Origin of the sequence: Pseudorhodoplanes sp. (assembly GCA_032027085.1) — a bacterium.
GTDB lineage: Bacteria > Pseudomonadota > Alphaproteobacteria > Rhizobiales > Xanthobacteraceae > Pseudorhodoplanes.
Genome location: JAVSMS010000001.1, coordinates 930,271 through 948,015 on the forward strand (window position 1 = coordinate 930,271; position 17,745 = coordinate 948,015).

Below are 17,745 nucleotides of genomic sequence, written 5' to 3' on the forward strand. Positions count from 1 at the left end.
ACCGACCTCTCCGCGCGCGCGGGGAGAGGCGAAGTCCACCGCACCGTCGCCTCGCCTCTGTCGCAGCGTCGCTATCTGACCGTCGCCTCACCGCCCTCGACCATGATCGTTTCCACCTCGCCCGCCCCATTGCGGCGGAAGGCGGCGGCTTCGTTGTATTCATCGGAAGTGAAGCACGCCACGCCCTGCTCGAACGTCGGAAATTCGATCACCACGAAACGGTGGAACTTGTCCGGTCCTTCCATGATCTGGAAGCGGCCGCCGCGCGCCAGCACTTTGCCGCCGTATTTCGCGAGGATGTCAGGCACACGGTCGGTATATTTCTTGTACTCCACGGGATCGTTGATCTTCGACCGTGCAACCCAATAAGCAGGCATTGCTTGCTCCGGTTTGGCTGTCAAAACCCATTCACATCCTTATCATAGAGTGCGCAGCCATCTGCGGACAACAACGCCTGCGCTGTTTCACTCGGCGTGAAGGCGCGAGCGTCATGCGCCAGACAGGTTCAGAAACTTTCTGCCGAGAGACTTTGTCATGCCACGCAAACTGATCGACATCTCAGTTCCACTCGAGAACACGACTTTCGCCGATCCGCCCGGCTACGGGCCGACCATCGACTATCTTGATCATAGGCAGACGGCGGCGGACGTCGTCAAATTCTTTCCCGGCCTGAAGGAAAGCGATCTTCCAGACGGCGAAGGCTGGGCGATCGAGTGGATAAAGCTGTCGACGCATTGCACGACGCATCTCGACGCACCGTGGCATTTCGCCTCCACCATGGACCGCGGCAAACGCGCCATCACCATCGACGAAGTGCCGCTCGAATGGTGCTTCAATCCGGGTGTGAAGCTGGATTTCCGGCATTTTCCCGACGGCTATGTCGCAACCGCAGCCGACGTTGAAGCTGAACTGAAAAGGATCGGTCACGAACTTTCACCATTTGAAATCGTGGTTGTGAACACTGCGGCCGGCGCCGCTTACGGCCAGCCGGATTACGTCTCCCGCGGCTGCGGCATGGGGCGCGAGGCGACGCTGTATCTTCTTGAGCGCGGCGTGCGTGTGACCGGTACCGACGGATGGAGCTGGGATGCGCCGTTCGTGCACACCAAGGAGAGATATGCCGCAACCAAGGACGCGAGTCTGATCTGGGAAGGCCACAAGGCCGGCCGCGACATCGGTTATTGCCATCTCGAGAAGCTGCATCATCTCGAATTATTACCGCCAACAGGTTTTATGATCAGTTGTTTTCCGGTGAAGGTGCGCGGCGGCTCCGCCGGCTGGACGCGTGCCGTGGCGATCCTCGATTGACGCTCGACGCATCCATCCTGAGCCGTTAGGCTTCCGGCATAACAAGGGCCGGCACACGCATGGCGGCCCCTTTTCAAGGGAGCAGCTCATGGACCGACGTCAGTTCGTCGCGGGCTCTGCCGCGGCTGTCGCAACACTTTCCGTTCAACCGTCATTCGCACAAGACACCTATCCGTCCCGCCCGGTCACGCTGATCAATCCATTCCCGCCGGGCGGCGCTGTGGACGTGGTCGCGCGCCCACTGGCGTCGGTGTTTGAACCGATCATCAAGCAGCCGGCCGTCATCGAAACGAAAGCAGGTGCTGCCGGCGCCGTCGGCGCACAATTTGCCGCAAATGCCAAACCGGACGGCTACACACTGCTGCTGCACATCGTATCGATCTCGGGCTTTGCCGAGGTGGACAAACTCTTTGGCCGTCAGCCCAAATTCACGCGCGACTCGTTCATTCCGATCGCGCGCTTCATCGCCGACCCGATGGTTTTGGTTGTGAACGATCAACAACCTTACAAGTCGCTCAAGGAACTGGTCGACGACGCCAAGAAGAATCCCGACAAGCTGATCTTCTCTTCGTCGGGTCTCTATGGCGCGCTGCATTTGCCGACCGCCTTGTTCATGAAGGCTGCCGACATCCGCATGAAACATCTGCCGACCAACGGCGGCGGACCGGCTTTGACGGCGATCCTCGGCAACAATTCGCAGGTGCTGGTTTCGTCGATTGCGGCGGCAAATGCACAAATGAAGGCCGGAAAGCTGCGTCCGCTCGCCTGTTTTGGCGACAAGCGGGCGGCCTCGGTTCCAAACGTGCCGACCATGAAGGAGCTGGGCTACGACATTGAATTTTATCTGTGGGTCGGACTGTTTGCACCCAAAGGCACACCCGACAATGTCGTGACCTTCTGGCGCGACACCGCAAAAAAGGCGGCCTCTGCCGAGCAATTCGTCGCTGCTGTGAAGAATCTCGGTCAGGAAGTCGCCTATCAGGATCAGTCCGAATTCAAAGCATTCTGGGACGCGGACGCCAAGCGTGTGGAATCCGCGGTGCAGTCGATCGGCAAGGTGCAAGGCTAGCCAGTGAGCGGGCCCGACAAACCGGCCATGACGCTGCATTCCGATCACGTCGCCGGGGGCGTCTTCGCCGCCCTCGGCGTCCTTGTTTTTATCATCGGCTGGGACCTGCCCTTCGGCACGCTGTCGACGCCTGGCGCCGGCATGCTGCCGAAGCTCATGGCCGGATTGCTGATCCTGTTCGGCCTCGGCATCGTCGCGACCGGAGCCGAAAGTCAGCCGCTGTCGCACCTGCCCTGGGACGACTGGACGCATGCGGCGCAGGTGACAGCGATCACTGCGGTTGCCGTCTCGCTCTACACCACGCTCGGCTTTCTGATCACCATGTCGCTGCTTGTCTTCACGCTGCTGGCGGTCATCGAGCGCAAGAACGTCATCGCGGCCGCCGCCTATGCCTGCGGACTCACCCTCTTCGCCTATTGGCTGTTCGGCATCTTGCTGAAAGCGCCGCTCGAACGCGGCCTGTTCTGGTTGTGAACGGCCATGGAAATTCTCGACAGCCTGTTCCTGGGATTTTCCGTGGCGTTGCGGCCGGACGTGCTGCTTTACGCCTTCATCGGATGCCTGGTTGGCACGCTGGTCGGCATGCTGCCGGGCATTGGTCCCCTGGCCGGCGTCAGCATCCTGTTGCCGCTGACCTTCGGGCTTGATCCGACCAAGGCCATCGTGATGCTGGCCGGCATCTATTACGGCTCGCAATATGGCGGCTCGACAACGTCGATCCTGCTGCGCATTCCCGGCGAAGCCGCCTCGGTGATGACCTGCATCGACGGCAATGCGATGGCGAAGAAAGGCCGCGCCGGCGCGGCCTTGTGCATTGCCGCGGTCGGCTCTTTCCTCGCCGGCACCTTCGGCGTGATCATGCTGACCCTGATCGCGCCGCCGCTTGCGACCTTCGCCCTGCGCTTCGGACCGCCGGAATACACCGCGTTGCTGGTGCTCGGCCTGATCTTTCTCGCCTATATGTCGACCTCGTCGCTGCTGCGCACGTTGCTGATGGCGGCGCTCGGCCTTCTCATCGGCACCATCGGCATCGATGTGATGACAGGGCATTTCCGCTTCAGCTTCGATATTCCCGAACTTGGCGACGGCATCGGCATCGTGCCGGTCGCGGTCGGGCTGTTCGGCCTCGGCGAAATCCTGTCGACGCCGAGCCGCAATGTCACCGCCAATGTCACCAGTCCGCGGCTGCGCGAATTGCTGCCGACCCGAAAGGAATGGCAGGAGGCGCGATGGCCGATGGCGCGTGGCTCGCTGCTCGGGTTTTTCATCGGCGTCATTCCCGGCTCTGCGCATATCATTTCCAGCTTTGCATCCTATGCCCTGGAACGGAAGATCGCCAAACACCCGGAAGAATTCGGCAAGGGCGCGGTCGCCGGTGTCGCAGGTCCTGAATCCGCCAACAACGCCGCCTCCACCGGCGCCTTTGTGCCGATGCTGGCGCTCGGCATTCCGACCGGGCCGGTGATCGCGGTGCTGATGGCGGCGCTGCTCATTCACGGCATCCCGCCGGGCCCCACGCTCGTCAACGACCACCCCAACCTGTTCTGGGGGTTCGTCGCCTCGATGTATGTCGGCAACCTGATGCTGCTTGCGCTCAACCTGCCGCTGGTGAGCGTGTTCGTCACCGTGCTGCGCATTCCCTACGCCTATCTCTATCCGATGATCATCATGTTCTGCGTGATCGGCGTCTATGAAGTGAACAATTCGATCATCGACGTCTGGATCATGCTGATCATGGGCGTGCTCGGCTATTGTCTGAAGAAATTTAGTTTCGACCCGGCGCCGCTGGTGCTCGGACTTGTCATCGCCCCGATCTTCGAGATGAGCCTGCGGCAATCGCTGATCATGTCGGGCGGCTCGTGGGAGATTTTTCTGCATCGGCCGATCGCTCTCGTGCTGCTCGCCATCTGCGCCATCCTGCTCGGGCTTGCGATCTATGGGGCGATCGTGGCACGGCGCGACTGGCGCACGAAGCTCGCCGCCGCCGAAGCCGGCGAGTGAGCGGCGCGAACCCGCTCGCCCCGACGACACGCTGAAACGCAGGCGCGCTCCATCGCCCGTATTCTTTGAGGCGCCGGGTCCGCCTTCATTCCAGCTTGTGTTCCTTCCCTTGCTCGATCTGCAAGGGCGCGCGGAACGCCGGGCTCTCAGCCTGCCCGCGGCCTCGTGCAGCAAGCCGTTGTTGGCCACACGAGATTTTTTAGTCACCACGGAAAGCCGTGAACGCCGGCGTTCCGCGCGCGGTGTGTGAGGCTTGCTCCGCGACAACCCCGGAGGACAGACACCGTGGACCGGCATGGCCGGGCGGCTGGTCTTGGTATCCTCCGCTGGTGACCCACGGCCGGTGGGCCGGATCATCGCGGCTTGGGCCTCCGCGACGGGGCGTGCGTCTCACGCCCTTTCGCGGCCACCGCACCCTGCCCCGCATCTCATGACGCTGATCAGACGCCCCTTGCGTGGGACAGGATGCGGCGGAGTATAGTCCTATGTAGGAATATTGTCAAGAGCCCGATCCGAGAGCTTTCGCACAGCTCGGCAGGTCCGGGGGGCGCGTCGAAGCTCCGACTCGTTGCGCAACGGCCTTCAACTCATCGGCGGTGTCCGCGAGACGCGCCTATCCGGGGTTCTGGGGAACGACATCCTCGACATGTCCAAGATCGAAGCCGGCCGCATGCGGCTCGACTTCGAGGACCTGTCGCTCGACGCCCTGCTCGCCGAATCCATGCGCGTCGTCTCGGCGCGCGCGCAGGAGAAGAACGTCGCGCTCGGCGCCCGCATCGCTCCCGATCTGAAGCTGCGCGCCGACTGCCGCGCGCTCAAGCAGATCGCGCTCAATCTCCTGTCGAACGCGGTCAAGTTCACGCCGGCCGGCGGCGAGATCACCGTGCGCGGCCGTGCCACCGATCACTGCGTCGTGCTCAGCATCGCCGACACCGGCATTGGCATCTCTGCCGATGCATTAACCCGGCTCGGCCGCCCGTTCGCGCGGGGCGAAAGCCACATCACCAAAACACATCAGGGTTCGGGCCTTGGCCCCGCCTCGCCAAGTCGCTATCCGAACCGCATGACGGCTCGATGCGCATCCGCTCGGCGCTCGGCAAGGGCACCATCGTCACGGTGCGCCTGCCCTTGTCGCCGCAGTGCCAGCTGCCGAAGGAAGAAGCGGCCCAGAGCTCGGCCCGCAGTCAGCGCTTCATCAGCGCGAACACACCCCAGCCCAGATATTCACGCGTATATGCGGCGTAGCGCTCGGGTTCCGAGGTCAGTTTGGCGCGGACCTCTTGCGCGAAAGCGTCGCCTGGATTGGCGTCAAGCCATCGGCGCATGGTGAGCCATTTGGCCGCCTCGTATCGGTCCCAACCGTCCTGGTCAGCCAGAACCATTTCGACGACGTCGTAGCCGAGGCGGCCAAAGGACGCGAGAAGTTCTGGCAGCATGAGAAAATCGGCGATCGAATTGGCAAGACAACCCTTCGCGGCATCTTCCGTGGGCGGTAGCTGCCGCCAAAAGGGCTCCCCGACAAGGATCATCCCGCCGGGGCGCAGACTCTGCGCCAGGAGTTCGATCGTGCCGGCGACCCCGCCGCCAATCCAGGTGGCGCCGACACAAGCTGCCAAATCGACCTTCTCGTCGGCGACATAGCCGGCAGCGTCGCCGTGGATGAAATTGACGCGATCGGCGACGCCGAGTTCGACCGCACGACGCTTCGCTTGCTCAGTGAACAACCGGCTCTTGTCGATACCAGTGCCGACGACGCCGTGATCGCGCGACCAGGTGCATAGCATCTCGCCCGAACCGCTACCGAGATCAAGCACGCGAGCCCCCACTTCCAGACGCAGCGCCGCTCCGAGCGTGGCGAGTTTGTCGGCAGTGATCGGGTTGTGGATGCGGTGAGCGCTTTCACTGATGTTGAATATCCGCGGAATGTCCACCTGTCGAAAAACTCCCTAACTGAATGAGACAACGAGGCTCAAGGCCGCACATGACAGCCGCCTGGCTGTGGCGGATTTACGGCTCCCCGCCCAAGATCCGCACCAAGCTGGCGCGCACCTTGGCCTGCGTCTCGAACAGGGTCGCATTGAGCGTGACGAAATCCGGCACGTCGGCGGCGCGCGTCAGCAGACGCAACAACCCCGGTCCCGCCGTCTTCGGATCGAACGGCCCGGACAGGCACAGCCTGAGGATCTGCCGCGTCCGGCGGCAGCGGGTTCGGGCAATATGGCGGGCGAGCGGACCTCAGCGCACGCGTATCATCTCCCGGCCGCCTTGGTTTAATTGCCAGGGCAGTTTGTGGTATTGACGCACGATCGCCCGGCCCAGTTGACGCCGCTCAGTCTGACAAGGGCCGTTGCCGCGGCGCAGATGTGCGCATGGAGTGTGGGAGAAACGCATGACTTACGTCACCGAAGAGAACCTGACCGACCTCGCCGTCGAGCGCTGGAGCAACATTCCCGATCCGCGCCTGCGCCAGGTGATGATGGCGGCGGTGAAGCACCTGCATGGATTTGTGCGGGAGGTGGAACTGACGCAGGAGGAATGGTTTGCTGCCATCCAGTGGCTGACCCGCATCGGCCAGATCTGCGACGCCAAGCGGCAGGAATTCATCCTGATGTCCGACGTCATGGGGATCAGCATGCTGGTCGATGCGATCAACAATCGCGCGCCGGGCAAGGCCACTCCCTCGACGGTGGAAGGCCCCTTCCACATCGCAGATTCGCCGGAAATCCCCGACGGGGGCAACATGGCGGAAGGCGCCCCCGGCATCCCCTGCTTCGTCACCGGCAAGGTCATCGACCTCGACGGCAAGCCGATCGCAGGCGCGATGCTCGACATGTGGCAGACCGACGGCGAAGGCCTGTACGAGGCGCAGATCGCCGGCGCCGAAGGTTACATGCGCGGCATCTATCACTCGAACGCGGACGGCAGCTATTCGGTGCGGACCGTCGCTCCGATCGGCTACACCATTCCGATGGATGGCCCGATCGGCGAATTGATGCGCAAGACCAAGATCAGCCACATGCGGCCCGCGCATATCCACTTCCATATTGCGGCGCCGGGCTACAAGAGCCTGACCACGCATCTGTTCCAGAAAGGCGACGACTATATCGATACCGACGTGGTGTTCGGCGTGAAGGAGCCGCTGATCACCGACTTCGTGAAGAAGCCGGCCGGCAGCAAGGCGCCGAACGGCGAGACGGTCGACGCGCCGTTCTATGAAGTGAAGTACGATTTCGTGCTGGCCAAGGCCGCAGCGGCGCAGAAGGCGGCCTAGACAGGTTTAGCAAAACGCTTCGTTGCAGGCGCCCCGCATCGCGGGGCGTTTTTTTGCATGTTTTGTTGTGTGGGCGGAAATCCTTGACGCGTGTCACCTCCCCCTGAAAGGGGGAGGTCGATTTGCGAAGCAAATCGGGTGGGGGTCGTGGAATCCTTTTCGCGTTTGACCCCCTCCCCCTTGCAGGGGGAGGGAGCAGGCTGTGCCCGCTGCTGTCAGCCCCAGATCGCCTTTGCGGCGTCGACGCACAGCTTCAACTTGCGCCGCTCGATGTCTTCGGTCACCGGATTGCCGGCGACCGTTGACGCAAAGCCGCATTGCGGACTGATCGCGAGACGGTCGAGATCTATGAATTGTGCGGCCTCGCTGGTGCGGCGCTTGAGGTCATCCAACGTTTCAAGCGTCGGCACCTTGCTTGAGACCAGACCGAGCACGACTCCCTTGCCCTTGACGAAACGCAGCGGCCTGAAATCGCCGGCGCGCTCGGTGTCGTATTCCAGCAGGAAATGATTGACCTTGGTATTGGTGAAAAAGCGTTCGGCGACCGATTCATAGCCGCCGGCAGCCAGATAATGGCCCTTGAAATTCCCGCGGCACATATGCACGCCGAAAACAACGCCAGACGGCGCGCCCGCCACCGCATCATTCAGACTTTGGATATAGAGGTCGACCAGATGATCGGGCTTCTGACCCGCCTCTTCCACTTTCCGGCGAATGGCCGGATCGCACAGCAAGGCGATCGCCACCTCGTCGAGCTGAATATAGCGGCAACCGGCCTTGACCAGATCGGCGATCTCTTCCTGAAACACGCGCGCCAGATCGGCGAAGAACGCATCGGCATCGGCATAGACGCTCTTGTCCGCGAAGTCGCTGCACCGGTAAAAATGCATGGTCGACGGCGATGGCAGCGTGACCTTGGGCGTCGCGCTGGTGATGGCCTTGACGAAATTGAATTCATCGAGCGCCAGCGGCTTGACCCGGCGCAGCTTTGCGGCGGCATAAGGCGCGGTGAATTCCACCTCGTGACCGGCGTCATCGCGAAATTTGAACACCGCAGGCTTGATCGTGAAGCCTTCAACGCCTTCGACGAACCGGCTCCAGTAGGAGCCGCGGCGGAATTCGCCGTCATTGACGACCTGCAATCCCGCCTCTTCCTGAAGCTTCACCACGTCGCGGATGCACTGATCCTGAATCTGTGCAAAATGCGCGTCGTCGATGCGCCTGGCCAGGTGATCCTTGAAGGCCTGGCGCAAGACCGGCGGGCGCAGCAGGCTTCCGACATGATCGGCGCGGAATGGCGGGCGACCGGACGCAGTGAGGGCCATGGGCGTTTCTCCCGAGATGCGGCCAATGAGGCGCGCCATTTTCTATAGGTCTATAGATGAAATCTAGATCGTCCGCCCACCTCCGCGCAAGGGCCAATCGCAGGACCGACCGCGCCGCCGCAAAAGCGGCGGCAGCCGCCGACGAAACCCTGCCGCGCAAGCGCAGCACGCATCGCCGCTCTCCCGAAATCATCGAGGCCGCCGCCCGCGTCTTCGCCGAACGCGGCTATCATGGCGCGACCACGCAGGACATCGCGGACGTTCTCAATATCCGGCAGGCCAGCCTGTATTACTATTTTCCCTCAAAGGAGGTGGCGCTGGAAATCGTCTGCACGCGCGGCGTGGAGGATTTCTACAAGGCCGCGCAGGCCATCGCCGACGGGCCGGGCTCGGCCGCGGAACGGCTTGCCGCCCTGATCCGCTCGCATATCTCGCCGATTCTCGATCGTGGCGATTTCGTCAAGGTCTTCCTCACCCAACGGCAATTCCTGCCCAACGAAAGCCGCCGGCGGGTCGGCAAATGGTCGCAACAGATCGAAAAAATCTTTGAAACGGTGATCCGCGCCGGCATTCGCTCGGGCGAATTTCGCAGCGATGTCGATCCGCGGCTGACGACGCTCGCCCTGCTCGGCATGGCGAACGGCGTCGCCGGCTGGTATGCAAAGGAAAACACCTCGATCGAGCGGATCGGCGGCGAATTCGTGGCACTGACATTGCAGGGGCTGATCAAGAAGACGAGGAGCGGCCCGCGCCGGCGCTGATCCGTGCAGGAATTCGATTGGCCTATAGAATTCCGTACCGTCCCGGGCTATAGTCGGCGCCAGGGGAAACGCTTGAGAACAGGCACGTGATGACCGAAGGGAATACGGTCACTCGAGACGCCTTGCGCCGCACGACGGCGCCAGCGCTGCTTTGCGCGCGGGCGCGCAGCATTCCCGATCGCGTCGCCTTCCGCTCCAAGCATCTCGGCATCTATCGCGAACGCACCTGGCGCGATTACGCAACTCTCGTCGCGCGGACCGCGAAAGCCCTGGCGCAACTCGGGCTGAAAGCCGGTGAACGCGTCGCCATCATGGGTGACGTCTGCGAAGAATGGCTGATCTGCGACTTCGCGGCGCAGTCGCTCGGCGCCATCGTCTATGGCATCTATCCGACCGCGTCGCCCCCCGAGGTCGAATATCAGATGCGCGACGGCGGCGCCGCGATCTTCATTGCGGAGGATCAGGAATATGTCGACAAGATCCTGCCGTTGATCGATCGCCTGCCGAATGTGCGCGCCGTCGTCGTGATCGACGATTCGGCGATGTTCGCTTATGACCACCCCAGGCTGAAAAGCTACAGGCAGATGCTTGCAGCAGACGCCGACCTCGATTGGCTGGAGGCGCAGGCCGCCCGCATAAAGCCCGAGTCTCCGGCCTTCATCGTCTACACCTCGGGCACAACGGGACATCCGAAGGGCGCGCTGGTCTCACACGGCAAGCATCTGGCCGCCACCGCAACCGTGTCCGACCACTATCCGACCCTATACCAGAAGGATCACCGGACGCTGGTCTATCTGCCGCTATGTCACGTACTCGGCCGCGATGTGGCGTCCACGCTGCCGCTGTTCACCCGCCTCGTGCCGCATTTCGGCGAGGACGCGGAAGATCTGCCGACGACATTCTTCGAGGTTGCTCCCACGGTGATCTTCACGGTGCCGCGCTATCTGCAGAAATTCGCGTCGCAGATTCTCGTCGGCATCATGAATTCCTCGAAGACGAAGCGGGTCAGCTACGACCTCGCCATGCGCTTCGCCCGCGCGCATGCGCGGCGGCGCTGGAATGGCGGCAGCAATGCCGCGCAAGAAGCGGTTTATCGTGCGTTCCATGCCGCGATCTTCCGTCCGATCCTCAACAAGCTCGGCTTCGACAAGCTTCAGCTGGTGGTTTCCGGCGGCGCGCCGCTGCCGGCCGAGACCATGGCGCTTTGGCACATGTACGGCATCAATGTCGTGGAGATGTACGGGCAGACCGAGGGCGCAGGCGGCATCGTCGCCGGCCAGCGCGGACCTTTTCCAGCGCCCGGAAATGTCGGCACCGTGCCGGACGGCTGGGAGGTCAAGCTTGGCGACGACGGTGAAGTGCTGGTCAGGAGCGAGGACCTGTTCGACGGCTACTGGAACAACGAACAGGCAACCCAGGAGCTGAAGGCCGAGGGCGGCTTCTGGCATACCGGCGATATCGGCGAATGGGTCAACGGTTCGCTGAAGCTGGTCGACCGCGCCCGCGATTTCATGGTGACAGCAGGCGGCAAGACGCTTTCGCCCTCGACGATCGAAAATGGCCTGCGCGCGAGCCCCTATATCGCGGAAGCGATCGTGTTCGGGCACGCCCGCAAATATCTCACCGCGCTGATCGAAATCGATTTCGACACGGTGGCCGACTGGGCTCGCAGCCGCGATGTCGCTTACACCGGCTTCACCAGCCTTGCCGAAAATCCGCAAGTGCAAAAGCTGATCCGTGCCGAAATCGACAAGGCCAATGCCGACCTCGCACGCGTCGAACAGATCAAGGCGTTCCGCATCCTGCCGAAGGCGCTCGATCCGGAAGAGGAAGGCGAGCCGGTGACGCCGACGCGCAAGGTGAAGCGCAGCCAGATGTATGAGCGGTTCAAGACGCTCGTCGAGGAGATGTATGACGACGGAGAAAGCCGGCTGCTGGCCGGCGAAGTGGGAGATGCCTTGCGTGCCTGATTGTGTTGCCTGACCTGACAATAAAATTTCGAGGGAGGAAAAAACATGCGTCCATCAATCGTCGTCGCCGCGGCGCTCGCGGCTGGACTAACCGGCTCCGCACACGCGCAGGACGCCTATGTCGTCGGCATCACCGCTGCGCTGACCGGCCCGCCCGCATCCACTTACGCGCCGGCGATGGACGCGCTGCGCATCTATATCGACGGGGTGAATGCGCGCGGCGGCGTCAACGGCAAGAAGATCAACCTGGTGATCGCCGACGATTCGGCCGAACCGTCGAAAGCGGCCGCCAATGCCAAAAAGCTGCTGACGCAGGACAGTGCCGTCTTGCTTGTCAATGCCAGCCTGTCGTCGACCTATGCGCCGGTTGTGGCTGAAGCGAGGAATGCCCAAGTGCCCCTTCTCTTCGCCAGCGGCGTCTGCCCGAAAGACGTCTATCCACCCGCCAATCCGGGCCAGTTCTGCACCACGGCCTATGCAGCGAATTTCGACAGCCGCGCCGCGCTGTCATTCGTGAAGGAAACCGCGAAAGAGCCGGTCAAGATCGGTTTCTCGGCGATGGCCATTCCGCTCTCGCGCGGCGAAATGGACTTCGCCAACAAGCTTGCCGGCGAAATGGGCATGACCGCACTGCCGGTTGAAGTGATCCCGCCGCCCACCGCCGACTACACGCCCTTTGCGACCAAGCTGAAGGACGCCGGCGCCAACTGGGTCTTCTCCTGGGCGCCGTGGGTGACGCAGGTGCGCACCTTCGAGGCGCTGCGCCGCCTTGACTGGAAGGGCGACTTCATCACCTGGGCGCATCTGGAAGCCGAGGGCGAACTCAAGCGCATCAAGGACAACAAGCTCTACGTGATCGGCGCCAACGCGCTGTTCGAGGACAATCTGCCGATCCACAAGGAGATCATCGAGGCCAACAAGAAAGCCGGCAGCAAGTATCCGCCCGAGCAGATGACCGAAGGCTGGATCGCCGGCATGGTGATCGAAGCCGCGCTGAAAGGCGCCGGCTGGCCGGCCACGCCCGCGAAAATCCAGGCCTCGATGTCCAACCTGAAAGTCGATTTGAAAGGTCTGCGCGGCGGTCCGATCGAATGGACCAAGGACAACCACTTCCGCACCAAGCAATTCTATCGCGTCTACAAGTGGGGCGGTTCCAAGATCGCCGTCGCGAAGGATTGGTATGCCTACGACGTGAAGTAGGACGATCATCTCTTGACGTCATGGCCGGGCTTGTCCCGGCCATGATGTCTGGAGTGTGCCACCTTCAAGGCGTGGATGCCCGCGACAAGCGCGGGCATGGCGTTCAAGGAAATTCCGCGTGCAGCTTGCCGTCAATATCATCGTCCTCTCGTCGATCTACGCGCTGATCGCCTGCGGCTATGTGCTGATCTATCGCGTCAGCCGCGTGCTCAATCTTGCGCATGGCGAACTGATGATGCTGGGTGCGTATCTGCTGCTAGCGACCGCATCGAGCTTTTCCGGAAATCCCTTCGCCGCGATCGCCGCTGCCGTGGTGCTGAGCCTTGCTGTCGGCGTGATGGTCTATGTCTTCCTGATGCGGAAAATGACCGGCGAAATGGTGCTCGCCGCCGTGCTGACCACCGTGGCGCTGGGAATCCTGTTGCGCGGCGTGATGGTGTTGATCTGGTCGGCACAACAACAATATCCCGGCCAGGCGCTCGGATTTAGCAATCCGGCCATCGCATTGCCGGGCGGCGGGCGCATTTCCACATTCGCGGCGATTCTTGTCGTGATCACCGCCCTCACCTATGCCGCCTTGTTCATCTTCCTGCGCTTCGGACGCTGGGGCGTCCGCATGCGCGCGGCAGGGCAGAATCCGCTGCTCGCAGCGCAGCGCGGCATCAATCTGCACGCCGTCTACGCGCTGGCCTGGGGGCTGTCGACGCTGACCGGTTCCGTTGCCGGCATGCTGATCGCGCTCGATTCCGGCCTCACCAATACGATGGTGATCATCGGGCTGAAGGCGTTCCCGGCGGCGCTTGTGGGCGGCCTCGACAGCCTGGTCGGGGCGCTGGTCGGCGCGCTGATCATCGGCGCCGCCGAAGTGCTCTCGATCCAGTATATCGATCCCCTGCTCTCCGACGTCATTCCGTTTCTTGTGCTGATCGTCATGCTGGTGGTGCGGCCCTGGGGTCTGTTCGGCACCCGCGAGGAGCTCGACCGTGTCTGACCGCACGCCCCGCGCCAGCGGCTATTTCCGCACCGGCTACGCGCAGGAAATGGCGCTGACCAAGACGCGGCTTGAACGCGTCAGTCTGTTCACGTTCATCGCGCTATTGCTTGTCTATCCCTATGTGGCATCAGCCTTCTATCTTGATCTCGCCAACCAGGTCTTTCTCGCCTGCATCGGCGCCCTGTCGTTGATGCTGCTGACCGGATATGCGGGACAGGTCTCGCTCGGCCATGCCGGATTGCTGGCCGCGGGCGCCTTTACCGCCGGGATTCTGTTCAAGGAATTCGGCGCTCCGATCTTTGTGACCATTCCCGCGGCGGCCGTCGTCGGCGCCCTGCTCGGCGTGATTTTCGGGTTGCCGTCGCTGCGGCTGCGCGGACTTTATCTCGCCGTCTCCACGCTCGCGCTGCACTTCGTGGTCGTCTATCTGGGCGGCGAATACGAAACCAAGCGCGGATTTTCCACGGGCATCACGATCGACGCGCCGGTGATCTTCGGATTCCGGCTCTATGGCGGCAAGATCTGGTATTTCATCCTGCTCGCCTTTGCCGCGGCGACCTTGCTGATCTGCGTCAATCTGCTGCGCAGCCGCACCGGCCGCGCGTGGCGCGCGATCCATGCCCACGAAACGGTGGCGGAAGCGCTCGGCATCAGCGTCGCCGGCTACAAGCTGCTGGCCTTCGTGATTTCCTCCGCGATGGCGGCGGTCGCCGGCGCCTTGTTCGCCTATTACCGCAGCTTCGTCTCGGTCGAGGCGTTCTCGCTGTTCCTGTCGATCCAGTATGTGGCTATGATCATCATCGGCGGGATGGGGTCACTGCTCGGGGCGCTTCTCGGCGCGCTGTTTGTCACGCTGTTTCCCTATCTGATTGAGGCCGCCTTGCTGCGGCTGCCGGACGCGCAGAGCTATGCCGGCGTGCTGTTTGCAGTGAACTACGCAGCGTTCGGCGTGGTGATGATCCTGTTCCTGGTGTTCGAGCCACAGGGCCTGGTCGGCATCTGGCGCCGCATCCAGACTTACTTTCTGCTCTGGCCGTTCAAGCACAAGCCCGTGGCGGGAGCGCGCAAATGACGGCGCTGCTCTCGGTTGAAAAGCTGGAAGTCGTCTATCACCGCGCCATCACCGCCGTGCAGGGCATCAATCTTTCGGTGCAGCAAGGGCAGATCGTCGCCATTCTGGGCACCAACGGCGCCGGAAAGTCGACCACCTTGCGGGCGATTTCCGGCTTTCTTGGCATCGATGACGCGCGTGTCACCGAAGGCAGCGTCACCTTCAAAGGCCGGCGCATCGAGAACCGGCCGCCGAACGAGGTGACGCGGCTCGGCATCGTGCTGGTGCCGGAGCGCGACAAGGTGTTTCCCAATTTGACCGTTGCGGAAAATCTCTCCGCACCCTTCGCGCCAACGATGAGCAATGCGCAGCGGCGCGAGCGCGAGGAGTTGATCTACCAGTTCTTTCCCCGGCTCGCCGACCTGCGCGCGCGCATCGGCGGGCTTCTCTCGGGCGGCGAGCGGCAGATGCTGGCGGTGGCCTCAGGCCTTGTCTGCAAGCCGGAATTGCTCCTGATCGACGAATTGTCGCTCGGGCTGGCGCCGGTCGTCGTCGAAGACCTGATGCAAAGGCTGGTGCATATCCGCAAGGAACTCGGCATCACCATTGTCCTCGTCGAGCAGAGTGCGGCGGTGGCGCTGGACATCGCCGATTACGGCTATGTGCTGGAGAACGGCCGCGTGGTGCTGGACGGCGACCGCGAACGCCTCACCTCGCATGGCGACATCCAGGAATTCTATCTCGGACAGTCGTCCGGCGACCGCCGGAGCTACCGCGACGTGAAGCAATATCGCCGCAGCCGGAGGTGGTATGGCTGAACTGGCGATCGACAATCTGACGCTGCGCTTCGGCGGGCTTGTCGTACTGGACGGTGTGTCCTTCTCGGTCGAGGCCGGCGAATTGCTCGCATTGATCGGCCCGAACGGCGCCGGCAAGACCAGCGTGTTCAACTGCATCAGCGGCATCTATCACGGCGAGGGCGAGATCCGCTTTCGCGAAGAGGATCTTCGCGGCAAGGCCCCGCACGAGATCGCGCGCCTTGGCGTCGCCCGCACCTTCCAGCACGGCGAGCTGTTTGCTCACATGACCGTGATTGAAAACCTGCTCACCGGCCGCCATGCCCGGATCTGCACCAATCCGCTGGCGGAAATGCTGTTTCTGCCGTCCGTCAAACGCGAGGAAGTGAGCCAGCGCGAAGCCATTGAACGCATCATCGAATTCGTGGAACTGGAGCGATATCGCCATACGCCAGTGGGCGGGCTGCCCTTCGGCACCCAGAAAATCATTGGTTTTGCGCGCGCTTTGGCGCTGGAACCGGCCATATTGCTGCTGGATGAGCCATCGGCAGGGCTTAACCGTGAGGAACGCGAAGACCTTGCGCGTTTCATCCTGCGCATTAAACACGAGCTGAACATCGCCATGATCTGGATCGAGCACGACATGCAGATGGTGGCCGATCTTGCCGACCGGATTCATGTGCTCGACTATGGCCGCACGCTCGCCTCGGGACCGGCGGAAACAGTGCTGAAGGATGAACGCGTTGTCGCGGCCTATCTCGGAACGGGAAAGAAAACATGATCGCCGCCTGACGGGCGCGCTTGCGTTGTGCTGCCTTCTGATTTTCTCCCTCCCCGTTGTCGCGCAACCCGCTCAATCCGATTTCCGCGCATTCCTTGAATCGCTGTGGCCGAAGGCACAGGCGCGCGGCGTCACCCGCGCAACTTTTGATTTTGCATTGAGCGGGCTCCAACCCGACACCGAAGCGATGGCCTTGACGAGGCGGCAGCCGGAATACGGCAAGGCGATCGGCGCCTATCTCGGGAGCATGGTCTCGCAAGCGCGGATTCAAGGCGGCGTCAGAAGGCTAGCCGACTGGCGCGCGACACTTGACGCGGCCGAGCGACGATTCGGCGTCGACCGGGAAATTCTGATCGCCATCTGGGGCATCGAGACCGGCTTCGGCGCCAATCCGGGCAGCAAGTCGGTGATCCGCTCACTCGCGAGCACTTCTTTCGCCCGCTACAAGGGCGACCTGTTCCAGAACGAATTGATCGATGCGCTGCTGATCCTGCAGCAGGGCGACGTGCCGCGCGATCGCATGGTCGGCTCCTGGGCCGGCGCCATGGGCCAGCCGCAATTCATTCCGTCGAGCTATCTGAAATGGGCGGTGGATTTTTCCGGGGACGGCCGGCGCGACATCTGGACCAACGTGCCCGACGTGCTGGGCTCGATCGCCAATTACCTGAAGGCACATGGCTGGGTAACGGGCCTGCCCTGGGGCTTCGAGGTGATGCTTCCGCGCCAGTTCGATTTCCACCGCAGCCGCGCAAGCTTTGCCGACTGGGCCGCGCTCGGCGTGCGGCGCGCCGACGGCCGCGCATTTCCGGCGCAAGGCGATGCCATCCTGTTCTTTCCGAGCGGCATTCGCGGGCCGGCGTTTCTCGCGACCGAAAATTTCAACGTGCTGAAGACCTACAACACATCCGATGTGTATGCGCTCGCGATCGGGCATCTGGCCGACCGCCTGCGCGGCGGCGCGCCGATCGCGGGGCGCTGGCCGGAGGACGATCTGCAATTGACGCGCGAGGCGCGGCAGCGCATGCAGAAGCGCATCGCCGAACTCGGCTACAACGTCAGCAATTTCGAGGGGCTGATCGATTTCGAATTGCGCGACGCGATCAGGGATATTCAGACGAAGGCCGGGCAAGTGCCGGATGGATATCCAGGGCCGGTGTTCTTGCAGACGCTCTACGCTGAAGGCGGCGGCGCGAGACGGCGGCTGCGGTAATTGCAGA

The 17,745-nt window shown here is 62.6% G+C and carries 16 protein-coding genes and 1 pseudogene; 14 read left to right on the forward strand and 3 right to left on the reverse strand.

Translation table 11 applies throughout. The annotated features are described in order from the left end of the window. Positions 1-71 precede the first annotated feature (71 nt). Positions 72-377, reverse strand: coding sequence for a DUF1330 domain-containing protein (locus RO009_04460; GenBank protein ID MDT3684280.1), 306 nt, complete (start codon positions 375-377; stop codon positions 72-74). Positions 378-534: 157 nt separating this feature from the next. Here RO009_04460 and RO009_04465 point away from each other — a divergent pair, with 157 nt between their 5' ends. The 5 genes and pseudogenes from RO009_04465 to RO009_04485 all read left to right on the forward strand — a co-directional run bounded on the left by RO009_04465 (position 535) and on the right by RO009_04485 (position 5,623). After that, complete coding sequence (locus RO009_04465; protein MDT3684281.1) at positions 535-1,308, forward strand: cyclase family protein; 774 nt, start codon at positions 535-537, stop codon at positions 1,306-1,308. 88 nt (positions 1,309-1,396) lie between these two features. After that, a complete protein-coding gene (locus RO009_04470) occupies positions 1,397-2,377 on the forward strand; it encodes a tripartite tricarboxylate transporter substrate binding protein (GenBank protein ID MDT3684282.1) in 981 nt (326 codons plus the stop codon). Positions 2,378-2,380: 3 nt separating this feature from the next. Further along, a complete protein-coding gene (locus tag RO009_04475) occupies positions 2,381-2,851 on the forward strand; it encodes a tripartite tricarboxylate transporter TctB family protein (protein ID MDT3684283.1) in 471 nt (156 codons plus the stop codon). A 6-nt stretch (positions 2,852-2,857) separates the two neighbouring features. After that, the gene (locus RO009_04480; GenBank protein MDT3684284.1) at positions 2,858-4,378 is read left to right on the forward strand and encodes a tripartite tricarboxylate transporter permease; all 1,521 of its coding nucleotides are present in this window, start codon (positions 2,858-2,860) and stop codon (positions 4,376-4,378) included. A gap of 631 nt (positions 4,379-5,009) precedes the next feature. Continuing rightward, a pseudogene (locus RO009_04485) lies at positions 5,010-5,623 on the forward strand (HAMP domain-containing sensor histidine kinase). Here RO009_04485 and RO009_04490 read toward each other — a convergent pair. Continuing rightward, positions 5,563-6,309 carry a class I SAM-dependent methyltransferase gene (locus RO009_04490; protein MDT3684285.1) on the reverse strand — a complete coding sequence of 249 codons (747 nt, stop codon included), beginning with the start codon at positions 6,307-6,309 and terminating at the stop codon, positions 5,563-5,565. The pseudogene RO009_04485 and the gene RO009_04490 overlap by 61 nt on opposite strands. A gap of 458 nt (positions 6,310-6,767) precedes the next feature. On the opposite strand from RO009_04490, the gene RO009_04495 reads away from it, so the two are divergent. Next, positions 6,768-7,649, forward strand: coding sequence for a dioxygenase (locus tag RO009_04495; GenBank protein ID MDT3684286.1), 882 nt, complete (start codon positions 6,768-6,770; stop codon positions 7,647-7,649). 215 nt (positions 7,650-7,864) lie between these two features. Here RO009_04495 and RO009_04500 read toward each other — a convergent pair whose 3' ends face one another. Further along, entirely contained in the window at positions 7,865-8,974 is a 1,110-nt protein-coding gene (locus tag RO009_04500; GenBank protein MDT3684287.1) for a 5-methyltetrahydropteroyltriglutamate--homocysteine S-methyltransferase, read from the reverse strand. 56 nt (positions 8,975-9,030) lie between these two features. On the opposite strand from RO009_04500, the gene RO009_04505 reads away from it, so the two are divergent. From RO009_04505 to RO009_04540, 8 genes are all read left to right on the forward strand, one after another. Further along, positions 9,031-9,735, forward strand: a complete 705-nt coding sequence (locus RO009_04505) for a TetR/AcrR family transcriptional regulator (protein ID MDT3684288.1) — start codon at positions 9,031-9,033, stop codon at positions 9,733-9,735. Between the two features lie 89 nt (positions 9,736-9,824). Then, complete coding sequence (locus RO009_04510) at positions 9,825-11,705, forward strand: AMP-binding protein (protein ID MDT3684289.1); 1,881 nt, start codon at positions 9,825-9,827, stop codon at positions 11,703-11,705. A 45-nt stretch (positions 11,706-11,750) separates the two neighbouring features. Continuing rightward, positions 11,751-12,905, forward strand: coding sequence for an ABC transporter substrate-binding protein (locus RO009_04515; protein MDT3684290.1), 1,155 nt, complete (start codon positions 11,751-11,753; stop codon positions 12,903-12,905). A gap of 118 nt (positions 12,906-13,023) precedes the next feature. After that, the gene (locus tag RO009_04520) at positions 13,024-13,896 is read left to right on the forward strand and encodes a branched-chain amino acid ABC transporter permease (GenBank protein MDT3684291.1); all 873 of its coding nucleotides are present in this window, start codon (positions 13,024-13,026) and stop codon (positions 13,894-13,896) included. Further along, positions 13,889-14,971 (forward strand): branched-chain amino acid ABC transporter permease, encoded by a 1,083-nt coding sequence (locus RO009_04525; GenBank protein ID MDT3684292.1) that lies wholly within the window; start codon positions 13,889-13,891, stop codon positions 14,969-14,971. Before RO009_04520 ends, RO009_04525 begins: the two co-directional genes overlap by 8 nt. Continuing rightward, a complete protein-coding gene (locus RO009_04530) occupies positions 14,968-15,768 on the forward strand; it encodes an ABC transporter ATP-binding protein (GenBank protein MDT3684293.1) in 801 nt (266 codons plus the stop codon). Before RO009_04525 ends, RO009_04530 begins: the two co-directional genes overlap by 4 nt. Then, entirely contained in the window at positions 15,761-16,528 is a 768-nt protein-coding gene (locus RO009_04535; GenBank protein MDT3684294.1) for an ABC transporter ATP-binding protein, read from the forward strand. Before RO009_04530 ends, RO009_04535 begins: the two co-directional genes overlap by 8 nt. Continuing rightward, a complete protein-coding gene (locus tag RO009_04540; GenBank protein ID MDT3684295.1) occupies positions 16,482-17,738 on the forward strand; it encodes a lytic murein transglycosylase in 1,257 nt (418 codons plus the stop codon). The genes RO009_04535 and RO009_04540 overlap by 47 nt, the downstream gene beginning before the upstream one ends. Positions 17,739-17,745: the final 7 nt, after the last annotated feature.

Bases quoted from the DNA above. Each gene is read 5' to 3' on its own strand.
- RO009_04460 (MDT3684280.1), bottom strand. From the start codon at position 377: ATGCCTGCTTATTGGGTTGCACGGTCGAAGATCAACGATCCCGTGGAG.
- RO009_04465 (MDT3684281.1), top strand. From the start codon at position 535: ATGCCACGCAAACTGATCGACATCTCAGTTCCACTCGAGAACACGACT.
- RO009_04470 (MDT3684282.1), top strand. From the start codon at position 1,397: ATGGACCGACGTCAGTTCGTCGCGGGCTCTGCCGCGGCTGTCGCAACA.
- RO009_04480 (MDT3684284.1), top strand. From the start codon at position 2,858: ATGGAAATTCTCGACAGCCTGTTCCTGGGATTTTCCGTGGCGTTGCGG.
- RO009_04495 (MDT3684286.1), top strand. From the start codon at position 6,768: ATGACTTACGTCACCGAAGAGAACCTGACCGACCTCGCCGTCGAGCGC.
- RO009_04500 (MDT3684287.1), bottom strand. From the start codon at position 8,974: ATGGCCCTCACTGCGTCCGGTCGCCCGCCATTCCGCGCCGATCATGTC.
- RO009_04505 (MDT3684288.1), top strand. From the start codon at position 9,031: ATGAAATCTAGATCGTCCGCCCACCTCCGCGCAAGGGCCAATCGCAGG.
- RO009_04510 (MDT3684289.1), top strand. From the start codon at position 9,825: ATGACCGAAGGGAATACGGTCACTCGAGACGCCTTGCGCCGCACGACG.
- RO009_04515 (MDT3684290.1), top strand. From the start codon at position 11,751: ATGCGTCCATCAATCGTCGTCGCCGCGGCGCTCGCGGCTGGACTAACC.
- RO009_04530 (MDT3684293.1), top strand. From the start codon at position 14,968: ATGACGGCGCTGCTCTCGGTTGAAAAGCTGGAAGTCGTCTATCACCGC.
- RO009_04535 (MDT3684294.1), top strand. From the start codon at position 15,761: ATGGCTGAACTGGCGATCGACAATCTGACGCTGCGCTTCGGCGGGCTT.
- RO009_04540 (MDT3684295.1), top strand. From the start codon at position 16,482: ATGAACGCGTTGTCGCGGCCTATCTCGGAACGGGAAAGAAAACATGAT.